The sequence below is a fragment of the Sedimentitalea xiamensis genome (assembly GCF_030164465.1).
Classification (GTDB): Bacteria; Pseudomonadota; Alphaproteobacteria; order Rhodobacterales; family Rhodobacteraceae; genus Sedimentitalea; species Sedimentitalea xiamensis.
This window is the reverse complement of sequence record NZ_JASNJE010000005.1, coordinates 133,448-145,963: the sequence shown is the minus strand read 5'-3', so window position 1 is coordinate 145,963 and position 12,516 is coordinate 133,448. Positions and strand designations below refer to the sequence as shown.

Genomic DNA, 12,516 nt, shown 5'->3' with positions numbered 1-12,516 from the left:
ACCTTTCAAAGAATACTCCGCCGACCGCTGCAAGAGGGCGACAAAGATGAAAGACCAGACCGACATTCCCGCCATGATGGCCGACATCGGGCAACGGGCCAGGGCCGCCAGCCAGGTGCTCGCCTTCGCCAGTGCGGACCGCAAGACTGCGGCGTTGACTGCGGCTGCCGACGCGGTTTGGGCGAAACGGGACGGCATTGTCGCCGCCAATGCGCGCGATCTGGACTTTGGCCGCGACAAGGGGCTTTCGGACGCGATGATGGACCGCCTGATGCTGGACGAGTCGCGGATCCGGGGCATCGTCGACGGGCTGCGCGCGGTGGCGGCGCAGGATGACCCGGTGGGCGAGGTGCTGGCGGAATGGGACCGTCCGTCGGGTTTGCACATCAGCCGTGTACGCACGCCTCTGGGCGTTATCGGCGTGATCTATGAAAGCCGCCCCAACGTGACGGCTGACGCGGGCGCGCTGTGCCTGAAGTCCGGCAACGCCGTGATCCTGCGCGGCGGTTCCGAAAGCTTTCACTCTTCGGGCGCGATCCATGCCTGCCTGGTGGAGGGTCTGCGGGCCGCCGGTCTGCCCGAGGATGCGATCCAGCTGGTGCCGACACGCGACCGGGCGGCGGTGTCCGAACTGCTGACCATGACCGACACGGTGGATGTCATCGTGCCGCGCGGCGGAAAGGGACTCGTGGGGCTGGTGCAGCGCGAGGCGCGGGTGCCGGTATTCGCCCATCTGGAAGGTATCGTGCATATCTATCTGGATAAGGACGCCGATCCGCAAAAGGCGCTCGACGTGATTCTCAACGCCAAGACCCGGCGCACCGGAATCTGCGGCGCGGCGGAATGCCTGCTCGTGCATGAGGAGATCGCCGACGGCCTTGGACGCGCGGTGATCGAAGCGCTGATCGGTGCCGGGGTCGAGGTTCGCGCGGATGGTCGTCTGGCGCAAATTGCCGGGACAAAGCCTGCGACCGACGCGGACTGGGGGCGGGAGTATCTCGACATGATCATCGCCGCCCGCCCGGTCCCGGATATCGACGCCGCAATCGCGCATATCCGGCGCTACGGTTCCAACCACACGGATTGCATCGTCACCGAAAACCCGGCGGCGGTGGAACGGTTCTTTGCCCAACTGGACAGCGCCATACTCATGCACAACGCCTCGACCCAGTTCGCCGATGGCGGGGAATTCGGCATGGGCGCGGAAATCGGCATCGCGACCGGAAAGATGCACGCGCGTGGCCCGGTCGGGGCGGCGCAGCTGACAAGCTTCAAATATCTTGTGCGGGGCGACGGAACCGTGCGCGGCTGACGCGAGACAACGGGCGCAGGCGGTCCCGGTGCGTCAGAACCGGATGATGATCTGCCCGTTTGAGCGCTTGGCCGACACCGTGCGGTTCAGTTCCTTCGCGATTTCGGGCAGAAGCGCGAACTGGACCAGCGCCGGCGTGATATGCGGCAGAAGGCCAGGAGTCTCCAGCCCGTCCCAAAGCGCGTCGTCGATCACCATCTTGTCGGCTTCCGCCGCCAGGGTCCAAACCCCGTCTTCGACCATCACGTGAATCACTCCGCCATAGGGCATTGCGGTTTCGCAGCATTGCATCGCAAGAAACGCCATCCGAACCTGCGATCTCGGTTGCGGTTCAAGCGGCCCCCAGCGCATTTTCTGGCGCTGGCTCTTGCCGATATCGTCGAGAATCGAAACGATCTCCGGTCGTCCCAACATCTGGTCGCTCGCCGCGCCATAGGCGATGCGGAAGAACCGGATGCGCGCACCGGCATTGCCGACGCTGTCGCTGATCAGGTCCATTTCAGGCCCCTGCGCGCCGCCCGCCATGTCCAGCAGTTCGAGCCCATTATTGATCGCCCCGATCGGACTGATGAGATCGTGGCATATTCTGGACCCTATCAGCGCGGCGAGATTGAGGTTACTGTGCCCCATGTTGTTCCTCCGATGATCCGGACCCCGGCATGACTGACCTGAACGCCATCCTTGCACCTGGCATGTTCGTGCGCCATCCGCAATTCGCGGAATGGGGCGTCGGACAGGTGCAATCCAACATCGCCGGCAAGATCACCGTGAACTTTCGGGAAGTCGGCAAGGTGGTCATCGATGGAGCCCAGGTCGCTTTGGTTCCGGTCTTTGATCCGTGAAACTGGTTTACGAAGTGTTAACGCTCCGCCAGAGGGCACCGGCACGCGTTGCCAATGTGCACCGATTCACGCTAAGGGGCGGGCATCGTTGACCTGCCTGCGCAGAACGGACCGGAGATGACCGACCTGACACCGGAGTTTTCCGTCAAACTGGCCAGCACGCCCGCCGATCTCAGGGCGGCGCAGAAACTGCGCTATGACGTGTTCGTGCGCGAGCTGGGCAGCGATGGCGGCATGGTCGATCACGTCGGCGGGCTGGAACAGGACCGGTTCGACGCCTTCTGCGATCACCTGATGGTCTTTCACCGTGCATCCGGTGCGGTGGTGGGCGTCTATCGGTTGCTGCGCGACGATCAGGCGGCGCGGGCCGGTCAGTTCTATTCCGAGGACGAATACGACCTGGGAGTCCTGAAGACGGGCGACCGCCGCCTGCTCGAACTCGGGCGGTCCTGCCTGCATCGCGATTTCCGGGGCGGTTCGGCGATGCACCACCTCTGGACCGGACTCGCCGACTACGTGCGCCGCCACCAGATCGACATCCTGTTCGGCGTCGCCAGCTTCCACGGCACCGATGTCGCGGCCATCGCGCAACCGCTGTCCCGGCTCCACCAGGCGCATCTCGCGCCGCCGGAATTGCGGGTGCGGGCGCGCAGCGCGCATTTCCAGCGCATGGACCTGATCGCGCCGGATCGTATCGACCGCAAGCTGGCGATGCGCCAGACCCCGGCGCTGATCAAGGCGTACCTGCGTCTGGGCGGGGTGGTCGGCGAAGGCGCTTTCGTCGATCACGCGTTCAACACGACCGATGTCTGCCTTGTGCTGGACACCGCGCGCATGGAAACCCGGCAGGGCCGCCTCTACCGGGCCGATTCATCGGGATGAGTCAGACGTGGGAAAGCGAAACCGAACCGGATCCGGTTGCGATCGGCCTGGCCGGCTGGGTGCGTGTTCTCTGGCGTGGAGTGGCGCTGGGAACGCTGGTGTTCGGTGCGCTGATACTGCTCCTGCTGGTACGGTTGATCGAACGGCCGCTTTGTGGCGTCAAACGCCCCGTCACGCCCTTCATCACTCAATTCGTCTGCCGCAACGCCTTTCGAATCCTCGGCATGGGGTTCTCGGCAACCGGAACCCTGATGACGCAACCGGGCGCGGTGGTCGCCAACCACGTCTCCTGGCTGGACATCTTTGCCCTGAACGCGCGCAAGCGGATCTATTTCGTGTCCAAGTCCGAAGTCGCGGGCTGGCCCGGCATCGGCTGGCTGGCGCGGGCGACCGGGACCGTGTTCATCGAACGCAACCCGGCGCGCGCGCGCGAACAGACCGAGGCGTTCGAAGCGCGGCTCTTTGCCGGCCACAAACTGCTGTTCTTCCCCGAAGGCACCTCGACCGACGGTCTTCGGGTGCTGCCCTTCAAGACGACGCTGTTTCAGGCCTTCTTCACCGACCATCTGCGCGACCGGATGTATGTCCAGCCGGTCAGCGTGATCTACAGTGCCCCGCCCGGCGAAGCGCCGCGATTCTACGGTTGGTGGGGCGACATGGACTTTGCCGGACACCTGCTCAAGACCCTGGCGGTGCGCCGGCAGGGTTCGGTGCGGCTGGTCTATCATCCGCCGTTGCGTGTCGCGGATTTTCCGGATCGCAAGAGCCTCGCGGCGCAATGCGAAAGGGCGGTTCGGTCGGGCCTTGAAGGCCAGATCGAAAGCGAAACCGGTTAGGGCAGCGCAATCCGCCGCCCATCCGCGTCAAACCGGATATCCGCGCCATCCGGCCAGTCGATGCCGCAGGGTTCGCCTTCGACGGGACGGGGCAGAGCGCCGTCCTGACGGACAGTGAACGGCGCGCCCGAGGGCAGCACCAGATGGATCAGGGTCTCGGCCCCCAACGCCTCCGAGAAGGTCACGACGCCCTGCATCCGTCCGGACCCGGCATCGGTGAGCCGCGCATGTTCCGGTCGTATCCCCAGCCGGGCCGCGCCCGAGGGCGCACCAGCAACGGCGGCGGGCGGCACGAAATTCGTCGCGGGCGATCCGATGAAACCCGCCACGAATTCGGTGGCCGGGTTGGCGTAGACATCCAGCGGCTTGCCGATCTGGTCGGCGACGCCCGCATTCATCACGATCATCCGGTCCGCCAGAGTCATGGCTTCGACCTGGTCGTGCGTCACGTAGAGTGACGTGATGCCAAGATCCTTCTGCAAGGCCTTGATTTCAAGCCGCATCTGAACCCTCAGCTTGGCATCGAGGTTCGACAGGGGTTCGTCGAACAGGAAGACCGACGGCTTGCGCACGATGGCGCGCCCCATTGCGACCCGCTGCCGCTGGCCACCGGACAATTCCCGTGGCCTGCGCGACAGATAAGGTTCGAGTTGCAACATCTTCGCCGCCACCGCGACCCGTTCGGCGATCTCTTCCTTCGGCATTTTCGCGATCTTCAACCCGTATGAAATATTGTCGAAAACCGACATATGCGGGTAAAGCGCGTAGTTCTGGAACACCATCGCGATGTCGCGGTCCATGGGTTCCAGGTCGTTGACGCGCCGTCCGTCAATGGCGATCTTGCCGCTGGTGACGGTCTCAAGCCCCGCCACCATCCGCAGCAGGGTCGACTTGCCACAGCCCGACGGGCCGACGATCACGATGAATTCGCCGTCGTCGACGTCGATGTCGACGCCATGTATGACTTCGGTCGCCCCGAACCGTTTCTTTACGTTTCTCAAAGTCAGGGTCGCCATCTGTTACTTCTCACTGTCCACGAGGCCACGGATAAACAGGTTCTGCATCGTGATCACCACCACGATCGGGGGCAGCATCGCCAGGATCGACGTGGCCATGATCACCGGCCAGTCGGCGACGTCGTCTCCGGATGGAAACATCTGCTTGATGCCCATGACGATGGTGTTCATCGACGGATCGGTGGTGATGAGCAGGGGCCAGAGATACTGGTTCCAGCCATAGATGAACAGGATCACGAACAGGGCCGCGATATTCGTGCGGCTCATCGGCAGGAGAATGTCCCAGAAGAAGCGCATGGGCCGGGCGCCATCGACCCGCGCCGCTTCCGCCAGTTCGTCCGGCACGGTCAGGAAGAACTGCCGGAACAGGAAGGTCGCGGTGGCGCTGGCGATCAGCGGGAAGATCAGCCCGGAATAGCTGTTCAGCATCCCGAAGCCCGCCACCACCTCGTAGGTCGGCACGATCCGCACTTCGACCGGCAACATCAGCGTCAGGAAGATCAGCCAGAAGAACAGCCGCCGCCCCGGAAAACGGAAATAGACGATGGCAAACGCGCTCAGCAGCGAGATGATGATCTTGCCGATTGCGATTCCCAGCGCCATCACCAGCGAATTGACCAGCATCCGCGCCACCGGCGCATTGATGCCCGACACCAGAGCCGAGGTGTAGTTTTCGACGAACCGGTCTCCGGGCCAGAGCGGCATTGGCGGGCGCACGATTTCCGGCTGGGTGACGGTCGAGGCAACGAAGGCCAGCCAGATCGGGAAAAAGATGATCAGGACCCCGACAATAAGCCCGAGATGGGTGAACCAGTGGCCGATCCCGCGTTTCTGAACCATGCCTTCGTCCATCAGTAATGCACCCTGCGTTCGATGAACTTGAACTGGATGACGGTCAGGAGGCCGACGACCACCAGCAGGATGACCGACTGCGCCGCCGATGACCCCAGGTCCTGTCCGACGAAGCCATCGGAAAAGACCTTGTAGACCAGGATCGTCGTCGCCTGCTGCGGCCCGCCCGAAGTGATGGTGTGGATGACCCCGAAGGTTTCGAAGAACGCATAGACCACGTTGACCACCAGCAGGAAGAAGGTGGTGGGTGACAGCAGCGGCCAGACGATGGTGCGAAACCGGGTCCAGAACCGCGCGCCGTCGATCGCCGCAGCCTCGATCACCGATTTCGGTATCGCCTGCAGACCCGCAAGAAAGAACAGGAAATTGTAACTCACGCGCCCCCAGCTCGACGCCGCGACGACGAGACCCATGGCTTCACCCTCGTTCAGCACATGGTTCCAGTCGTACCCCAGCAGGCCCAGATACCAGGTCACGACGCCGACGCGGGTGTTGAACATGAACATCCAAAGCACCCCGGCCACGGCGGGTGCGACCGCATAGGGCCAGATCAGCAGCGTGCGATAGGTGCCCGCCCCCTTGATCAGCCGGTCGGCCAGAATGGCCAGATACAGTGCGATGCCCATCGACACCACCGTGACCAGTCCGGAAAACACCGCCGTGGTTGCAAACGAGGCGCGGTAATAGGGATCGTTGAGAAGATAGTTGAAATTCCCCAGCCCCACGAACTGCGACTTCAGCCCGAACGGGTCCGGGATGAACAGTGACTGATAAACCGCTTGCCCGGCAGGATAAAAGAAGAAAACCGCCGTAATCGCGACCTGCGGCAACAGCAGACACAGCGGCAGGGTCCAGCCCTTGAATGTGACGCGTTTCTCCATGCGGCTCAGGTCATTTCCCGGCCATCGCGAACAGACCCGGGGCGCAAGTTCCGTTCAGGATCATCGCAATCGTCAACATGGTCTGTTCCTTTGAAATGCACGTTCCACGCGCCCCGACGGATCGGGACGCGTGGCGGGACAAGTCGATCCCGAAGCCTTACTGGTTGGCCTGCTCGAACCGGCGGAGAAGCTGGTTGCCGCGTTCCACGGCGCTGTCCAGTGCGGCTTGCGCGTCCTTGTCGCCGGCCCAGACCGCTTCGAGTTCCTCGTCGATGATGCCACGGATCTGGTCGAAACTGCCCAGACGCAGCCCCTTGGAATTGGCCGTCGGCTCGTTCGCCGTCATCTGGATCACCGCGATATCGGTGCCCGGATTGGCGTCATAGAAGCCCTGTTCGCGGGTCAGTTCGCCCGCTGCCTTGGTGATCGGCAGATAGCCGGTGTCCTGATGCCATTTCGCCTGCACCTCGGGCGAGGAAAGGTAGTTCAGGAAGGCGGCGGTGCCGGCGTATTCCGCGTCGTCATGCCCCGCCATCACCCAGAGCGAAGCACCGCCGATGATGGTGTTCTGCGGCGCGCCCGCGACCTCGGCCCAATAGGGCAGGGGCCGGACCCCGAAGTCGAACGCGGCTTCCGACTTGATCCCGGCATATCCGGCGGAGGATTCGGTGAACATCGCGCATTCGCCGGCGCGGAAACTGGCGCCGCCCTCGTTGCGGCGGCCGTTGTAGATGAACTTGCCGTCCCGCGCCCAATCGCCCATCGCCTGAATATGCTTGACCTGCACCGGCCCGTTCAGCGTCAGTTCGGTGTCCAGCCCGGCAAAGCCGTTTTCCTGCGTGGCGAAGGGCACGTTGTGATAGGCGCTCAGGTTCTCAAGATGGATCCAGCTTTGCCAGGCGGTGGTCAGCGGGCAGGCATGTCCAGCGGCCTTGAGCGCATCCAGCGCCGTTTCCACCTGTTCCCAGGTCGACAGGTCCATGTCGGGGTCCAGTCCCGCCGCGGCCAGCGCATCGCGGTTCACCCACAGCACGGGGGTGGAGGAGTTGAACGGCATCGACAGCATCCGCCCGTCGGCAGTGGTGTAATAGCCTTTCACCGCGCCGATATAGGCGTCCGGATCCCAGTCGATACCCGAGGCCTCCATCAGTTCGTAGACCGGCTTGATCGCGCCGCCGGCAGCCATCATCGTGGCGGTGCCGACCTCGAAGACCTGGAGCAACTGCGGTTGCTCTCCGGCGCGGAAGGCGGCAATCCCGGCGTTCAGTGTTTCCGAGTAGTTGCCCTTGTGGGACGGAGTCACCACATAGTCGCCCTGGCTGGCGTTGAAGCCGCTGGCGATCTCGTCGACCAGTTCGCCGAGACGGCCTGAATGGGCATGCCACCACTGGATCTCGGTCTGGGCCCAGGCTCCGGTGGTCAGGGCCAGGGTCGATACGGCTGCTCCCAGCAATGTCTTCAGTGTCATGTTTTCTCCGCTCTGCTGCATTTCAGTGCAATGGTTTACAGCGTAACCACCTGAGCGATTCTCACAACAGTTTTGCAACAATGCCGAATTTGGCGGCGTATCCGGAATTCGTCGGTTATGGCACCGGATTATCCCTTGCGCCCGTGGCGTGGCTGCCATATACGCGCGCCATTCAACCCGCAGGCGGGGTTGGGCCGATTGGGGGAGACATCCCCAAAGGTCCGCCGGTTGGCGCATCCGCGTCGAGACCCCCGCCGAGGCTCAAACCGGAAAGGAAAACGAGCATGGCTCTTCCCGAGTTCACCATGCGCCAGCTGCTGGAAGCAGGCGTTCACTTCGGTCACCAGACGCAGCGCTGGAACCCGCGCATGGGTCCCTTCATCTACGGCGCGCGCAATGGCATCCATATCATGGACCTGACACAGACCGTCCCGATGCTGGACCAGGCGCTGCAGGTCATCCGCGACACCGTCGCCAAGGGCGGCCGCATTCTCTTTGTCGGCACAAAGCGCCAGGCGGCGACCCCGATCGCCGAAGCGGCCGAGAAGTCCGCGCAGTATTTCATGAACCACCGCTGGCTGGGCGGCACTCTGACCAACTGGCAGACCGTGTCCAAATCGATCCAGCGCCTCAAGCAGATCGACGAGCAGATGGAATCGGGCTTCTCGGGCCTGACCAAGAAGGAACGTCTTGGCATGGAACGCGACCAGGGCAAGCTTCAGGCATCCCTCGGCGGCATCCGTGAAATGGGTGGCACGCCGGACCTGCTTTTCGTCATCGACGTGAAGAAAGAGGCGCTCGCCATCGCCGAAGCCAACAAGCTGGGTATTCCGGTGGTCGCGGTTGTCGACACCAACTGTTCGCCCGATGGTGTCGATTACATCATCCCCGGCAACGATGACGCGGCCCGCGCCATCAGTCTCTACTGCGACCTGGCCGCCCGTGCGGCGCTGGACGGCATGTCCGCCCAACTGGGCGCGGCCGGCGTCGATCTGGGCGCCATGGAAGAGGCCCCTGTCGAAGAGGCCGTCGCCGGAAGCGCTGGCGTGGAAACCGGCAACGTGTCCGGCGAAACCGCGTCGGATGACGTGATGTCCAAGGACGCGCCGCTGGATATCGAATCCACCGCCAAGACGCTGGAGAAAGCCGCCAAGGGCTGAACGCACGTCATCCAGGTGACACGCGGGGCAGGGTATCCTGCCCCGGAACATGACATTCTGTAGGAGAACCAAAAGATGGCAATCACTGCATCTATGGTGAAGGAACTGCGCGACAGCACCGGCGCAGGCATGATGGACGCCAAGAAGGCATTGACCGAAACCGATGGCGACATGGACGCCGCCGTGGACTGGCTGCGCACCAAGGGTCTGGCCAAGGCGGCCAAGAAATCCGGCCGCATCGCCGCCGAAGGCCTGGTCGCCGTGGTCGTGGACGGCGGCAAGGGCGTCGCGGTCGAGGTGAACTCGGAAACCGATTTCGTCGGCAAGAACGCGGAGTTCCAGGAGATGGTCGCGGGCATCGCCAGGGCTGCTCTCACCGTGTCCGATGTGGAGGCGCTCAAGGCTGCCGACATGGGCGGAAATTCGGTCGAGGAAGTGATCACCAACAAGATCGCCACCATCGGCGAGAACATGTCGGTGCGCCGCATGTCCGGAATCGATGGCGACAGCGTCGTATCCTACGTGCACAATGCCGCTGCCCCCGGCATGGGCAAGATCGGCGTCCTCGTGGCGCTGAAGGGCGGCGATGAGGCGTTTGGCAAGCAGGTCGCGATGCACATCGCCGCGGTCAACCCTGCGTCCCTGTCCGAAGCGGACCTGGACCCGGCCGTAGTCGAAAAGGAAAAGAACGTCCAGATGGACATCGCCCGTGAAAGCGGCAAGCCCGAAGAGGTCATCGAGAAGATGATCGTCGGACGGATGAAGAAATTCATGGCCGAAGTCACTCTTCTGAACCAGCAGTTCGTGGTGAACCCGGACCTGACCGTCGGCGCCGCCGCAAAGGAAGCCGGCGCCGAGATCACCGGTTTCATCCGTCTCGAAGTCGGCGAAGGCATCGAGAAGAAGGAAGAGGATTTCGCCGCCGAGGTCGCGAAAGCCGCCAAGGGCTGATCGCCGGACGATCCGGAACTACAAACCCGCCCGGTATTTCGCCGGGCGGGTTTTTCATTCCGTGGAGCCTGTTTGCGTGGTTGGCGGCGCCGGACCTTCGCAGGTGCATTGTGCAGGCTGCCGAGGGCGTCTGTCCTGCTTCCCTGAAGGTCGCGGGGATCTGGCCATGCGGGCCCGACCCTTGGCGCAGATCCCGGACGAACGATGGGGCAGATCGGCGAAAATATCGCTGGCGAAACAATCGACGGGGCCGCAGATACTGCGACCCCGTCATTTGACCGTCCCTGACTATGGGGATGGACGGGACGTATCAATGTCCGGCCGGACGCGGATCAATACACGCCCGGACCGGATCCGGCAGAGCCGGTAAAGGTCAGAGAGCCTTGAAATTGCAAGGTTCATTTCCCACTGTTCCCAGGCCAAAGCCACCACTCACGGAACATCTATACTGTGCAGCCTAACGGGTTTTTGTAAAAGTATTGTATTCCTTACCCTAGGTAAACGAACAGCAAGGAATACGCATAAGTTCCTGAAACTTAACGATTCAGGCTTCCATGATAAACATCTGGTTGTGCAGCGCCGCTTTCAGGACCGCCTGCGCCGTGGTTTCCACCGACAGGGAATCACGCGCCAGCCGCAGATGTTTCTCGACCGTCGCCGCCGTCAGCCCCATCAGAATCGCGATGTCCTGCGTGGTCTTGCCGTCGCCCACCCATTCCAGCGCCTCGCGCTGCCGCTTGGTCAGGCCCCGGTTTGGCGGGCTGTAGGGCAGGGTGAGGATCTTGAGATGCGCGACATTGTTCATCAGGTGAATGTCTTCCCCATGCTCGTCCCAGATCGCGTCGATCTCTTCCTGCGACATGCCGGGCCCGGCCGCCAGCGAGATCGCCCCCTTCGAGCGTGGCGATACCGAATTGAAACTGATCGTATAGCCCGCCGTCACCTTGTGTGTCAGATTGAACTGAACGACCTTGATCTGCTCGGCCGTCAGCGCGCCTAGGTCGAATTTCTCGTAGATCTGCCGCCAGCTTCCGGCGCCTTCGTTATCAAGCGCCCATCGCAACATCGGCGCATGGAAATAGAGCCCGCCATGCAGGAATCCATCGATATATTCCGGGCTGTGGTTGGTCAGGATCGTGAAGTCTTCGGGATCGCCAAGCGAGGTTTCGGTCCGAAAGCGCGTGAACCCGTAAATCAGCCGGTCGAACCCGAATGTTTCCATCTGCCTGGTGTGGGCGGGCCACAGTTCCTCCAGGCTCTGGCTGTTGGAAACGAAGTGAAGATATTCCCGCAACTTCATGAAATCACGCCTTTTCAAGGTGTGCTTTCAAAGCGTCCAAAGCCATTATGTAGCCCTGCGCGCCGAATCCGCAAATCTGGCCGAGCGCGACCCTGGCCAGATAGGACCTGTGGCGGAACTCCTCGCGGGCGTGAATGTTGGACAGGTGGACCTCGACCGCGGGCAATTCGACCGATGCAACCGCATCCATCAGCGCAATCGACGTGTGTGTATAGGCCCCCGCGTTGATGATCAGGCCCGACCGGCCGCCCTTGGCGGCGTGTATGGCGTCGATCAGGGTGCCTTCGTGATTGGACTGCATGCAGGTGACGGAAAGCCCGATGTCCGCACCATGAGCCCGGCAGGCATCCTCGATCATCGCCAGGGTGGTGGACCCGTAGACTTCGGGTTGCCGCGTGCCGAGCAGGTTGAGATTTGGACCGTTGAGAATGAGAATACCGGGCATTTCGCAATTTCCTTTGGAATGCAACGGTCTTACGCCGCCCAAACGGGGTCTGTCCAGTCCGCGGATGGCCCTGTTGGCGCTCTTACCCCTCCGGATCGCCGAAAACCGCCAGCCCCAGCCACTGCGCGACCAGCGCCGGCGTATCCTGTCCTTGGATCTCGATCGTCAGGTTGTTTTCGCGCAGAAGCTCGGTCGGGTTGCGTTTCTTCACGTCGGCAAGCACGAAGCGCCCGCGCAGCCGCGACCCGGCCCGCACCGGAGAAAGAAAGCGCAACTTGTTGAAACCATAGTTTATGCCCATGACCTGCCCCGGCATCATCGAAAAGCAGTCGTAAGCGAAACGACTGGCAAGCGAGAGGGTCAGAAACCCGTGCGCGATAGTGCCGCCAAAAGGTGTTTCCGCCGCCGCCCGCTCCGGGTCCACATGAATCCATTGCGTATCATGGGTGATGTCGGCAAAGGCGTCGATCATCGCCTGATCGACCGTGATCCACCGCGAAACACCGACTTCGGTGCCCACCAGCGCTTGCGATTTCGCCAGTGCGTCGTCAATTGCAGCCATGTTTGTCTC

At 62.6% G+C, this 12,516-nt stretch carries 14 protein-coding genes; 6 read left to right on the top strand and 8 right to left on the bottom strand.

The window, feature by feature from the left end:
• The first annotated feature begins 46 nt into the window (after positions 1-46).
• Positions 47-1,312 carry a glutamate-5-semialdehyde dehydrogenase gene (locus QO034_RS06160; protein WP_284484629.1) on the top strand — a complete coding sequence of 422 codons (1,266 nt, stop codon included), beginning with the start codon at positions 47-49 and terminating at the stop codon, positions 1,310-1,312.
• Between the two features lie 33 nt (positions 1,313-1,345).
• Here QO034_RS06160 and QO034_RS06155 read toward each other — a convergent pair whose 3' ends face one another.
• Positions 1,346-1,942, bottom strand: coding sequence for a histidine phosphotransferase family protein (locus tag QO034_RS06155; RefSeq protein ID WP_284484628.1), 597 nt, complete (start codon positions 1,940-1,942; stop codon positions 1,346-1,348).
• Positions 1,943-1,971: 29 nt separating this feature from the next.
• On the opposite strand from QO034_RS06155, the gene QO034_RS06150 reads away from it, so the two are divergent.
• From QO034_RS06150 to QO034_RS06140, 3 genes are all read left to right on the top strand, one after another.
• On the top strand, positions 1,972-2,154 hold the full coding sequence (locus QO034_RS06150; protein ID WP_284484627.1) for a DUF3553 domain-containing protein: 183 nt from the start codon (positions 1,972-1,974) through the stop codon (positions 2,152-2,154).
• A 117-nt stretch (positions 2,155-2,271) separates the two neighbouring features.
• Positions 2,272-3,036 carry a GNAT family N-acetyltransferase gene (locus tag QO034_RS06145; protein WP_284484626.1) on the top strand — a complete coding sequence of 255 codons (765 nt, stop codon included), beginning with the start codon at positions 2,272-2,274 and terminating at the stop codon, positions 3,034-3,036.
• Positions 3,033-3,872, top strand: a complete 840-nt coding sequence (locus QO034_RS06140) for a lysophospholipid acyltransferase family protein (RefSeq protein WP_284484625.1) — start codon at positions 3,033-3,035, stop codon at positions 3,870-3,872. The genes QO034_RS06145 and QO034_RS06140 overlap by 4 nt, the downstream gene beginning before the upstream one ends.
• On the opposite strand, the gene QO034_RS06135 is transcribed toward QO034_RS06140, so the two are convergent.
• From QO034_RS06135 to ugpB, 4 genes are all read right to left on the bottom strand, one after another.
• On the bottom strand, positions 3,869-4,888 hold the full coding sequence (locus QO034_RS06135) for an ABC transporter ATP-binding protein (RefSeq protein ID WP_284484624.1): 1,020 nt from the start codon (positions 4,886-4,888) through the stop codon (positions 3,869-3,871). The genes QO034_RS06140 and QO034_RS06135 overlap by 4 nt on opposite strands.
• A 3-nt stretch (positions 4,889-4,891) precedes the next feature.
• On the bottom strand, positions 4,892-5,728 hold the full coding sequence (gene ugpE / locus QO034_RS06130; protein WP_284484722.1) for a sn-glycerol-3-phosphate ABC transporter permease UgpE: 837 nt from the start codon (positions 5,726-5,728) through the stop codon (positions 4,892-4,894).
• A gap of 11 nt (positions 5,729-5,739) precedes the next feature.
• The gene (ugpA, locus tag QO034_RS06125) at positions 5,740-6,621 is read right to left on the bottom strand and encodes a sn-glycerol-3-phosphate ABC transporter permease UgpA (protein ID WP_284484623.1); all 882 of its coding nucleotides are present in this window, start codon (positions 6,619-6,621) and stop codon (positions 5,740-5,742) included.
• Between the two features lie 157 nt (positions 6,622-6,778).
• The gene (gene ugpB / locus QO034_RS06120) at positions 6,779-8,089 is read right to left on the bottom strand and encodes a sn-glycerol-3-phosphate ABC transporter substrate-binding protein UgpB (RefSeq protein WP_284484622.1); all 1,311 of its coding nucleotides are present in this window, start codon (positions 8,087-8,089) and stop codon (positions 6,779-6,781) included.
• A gap of 284 nt (positions 8,090-8,373) precedes the next feature.
• On the opposite strand from ugpB, the gene rpsB reads away from it, so the two are divergent.
• Both rpsB and tsf read left to right on the top strand, forming a co-directional pair.
• Complete coding sequence (rpsB, locus tag QO034_RS06115) at positions 8,374-9,249, top strand: 30S ribosomal protein S2 (RefSeq protein ID WP_284484621.1); 876 nt, start codon at positions 8,374-8,376, stop codon at positions 9,247-9,249.
• A gap of 75 nt (positions 9,250-9,324) precedes the next feature.
• Entirely contained in the window at positions 9,325-10,200 is an 876-nt protein-coding gene (gene tsf / locus QO034_RS06110; RefSeq protein WP_284484620.1) for a translation elongation factor Ts, read from the top strand.
• Between the two features lie 544 nt (positions 10,201-10,744).
• Here tsf and QO034_RS06105 read toward each other — a convergent pair.
• The 3 genes from QO034_RS06105 to QO034_RS06095 all read right to left on the bottom strand — a co-directional run bounded on the left by QO034_RS06105 (position 10,745) and on the right by QO034_RS06095 (position 12,507).
• A complete protein-coding gene (locus QO034_RS06105) occupies positions 10,745-11,500 on the bottom strand; it encodes a LuxR family transcriptional regulator (protein ID WP_284484619.1) in 756 nt (251 codons plus the stop codon).
• 4 nt (positions 11,501-11,504) lie between these two features.
• Entirely contained in the window at positions 11,505-11,945 is a 441-nt protein-coding gene (gene aroQ / locus QO034_RS06100; RefSeq protein WP_284484618.1) for a type II 3-dehydroquinate dehydratase, read from the bottom strand.
• Positions 11,946-12,027: 82 nt separating this feature from the next.
• The gene (locus tag QO034_RS06095) at positions 12,028-12,507 is read right to left on the bottom strand and encodes a MaoC family dehydratase (protein ID WP_284484617.1); all 480 of its coding nucleotides are present in this window, start codon (positions 12,505-12,507) and stop codon (positions 12,028-12,030) included.
• Positions 12,508-12,516 lie beyond the last annotated feature (9 nt).

Coding starts and splice junctions, on each gene's coding strand:
- QO034_RS06160 (WP_284484629.1), top strand. CDS start 47: ATGAAAGACCAGACCGACATTCCCGCCATGATGGCCGACATCGGGCAA.
- QO034_RS06155 (WP_284484628.1), bottom strand. CDS start 1,942: ATGGGGCACAGTAACCTCAATCTCGCCGCGCTGATAGGGTCCAGAATA.
- QO034_RS06150 (WP_284484627.1), top strand. CDS start 1,972: ATGACTGACCTGAACGCCATCCTTGCACCTGGCATGTTCGTGCGCCAT.
- QO034_RS06145 (WP_284484626.1), top strand. CDS start 2,272: ATGACCGACCTGACACCGGAGTTTTCCGTCAAACTGGCCAGCACGCCC.
- QO034_RS06140 (WP_284484625.1), top strand. CDS start 3,033: ATGAGTCAGACGTGGGAAAGCGAAACCGAACCGGATCCGGTTGCGATC.
- QO034_RS06135 (WP_284484624.1), bottom strand. CDS start 4,888: ATGGCGACCCTGACTTTGAGAAACGTAAAGAAACGGTTCGGGGCGACC.
- ugpE (WP_284484722.1), bottom strand. CDS start 5,728: ATGGTTCAGAAACGCGGGATCGGCCACTGGTTCACCCATCTCGGGCTT.
- ugpA (WP_284484623.1), bottom strand. CDS start 6,621: ATGGAGAAACGCGTCACATTCAAGGGCTGGACCCTGCCGCTGTGTCTG.
- ugpB (WP_284484622.1), bottom strand. CDS start 8,089: ATGACACTGAAGACATTGCTGGGAGCAGCCGTATCGACCCTGGCCCTG.
- rpsB (WP_284484621.1), top strand. CDS start 8,374: ATGGCTCTTCCCGAGTTCACCATGCGCCAGCTGCTGGAAGCAGGCGTT.
- tsf (WP_284484620.1), top strand. CDS start 9,325: ATGGCAATCACTGCATCTATGGTGAAGGAACTGCGCGACAGCACCGGC.
- QO034_RS06105 (WP_284484619.1), bottom strand. CDS start 11,500: ATGAAGTTGCGGGAATATCTTCACTTCGTTTCCAACAGCCAGAGCCTG.
- aroQ (WP_284484618.1), bottom strand. CDS start 11,945: ATGCCCGGTATTCTCATTCTCAACGGTCCAAATCTCAACCTGCTCGGC.
- QO034_RS06095 (WP_284484617.1), bottom strand. CDS start 12,507: ATGGCTGCAATTGACGACGCACTGGCGAAATCGCAAGCGCTGGTGGGC.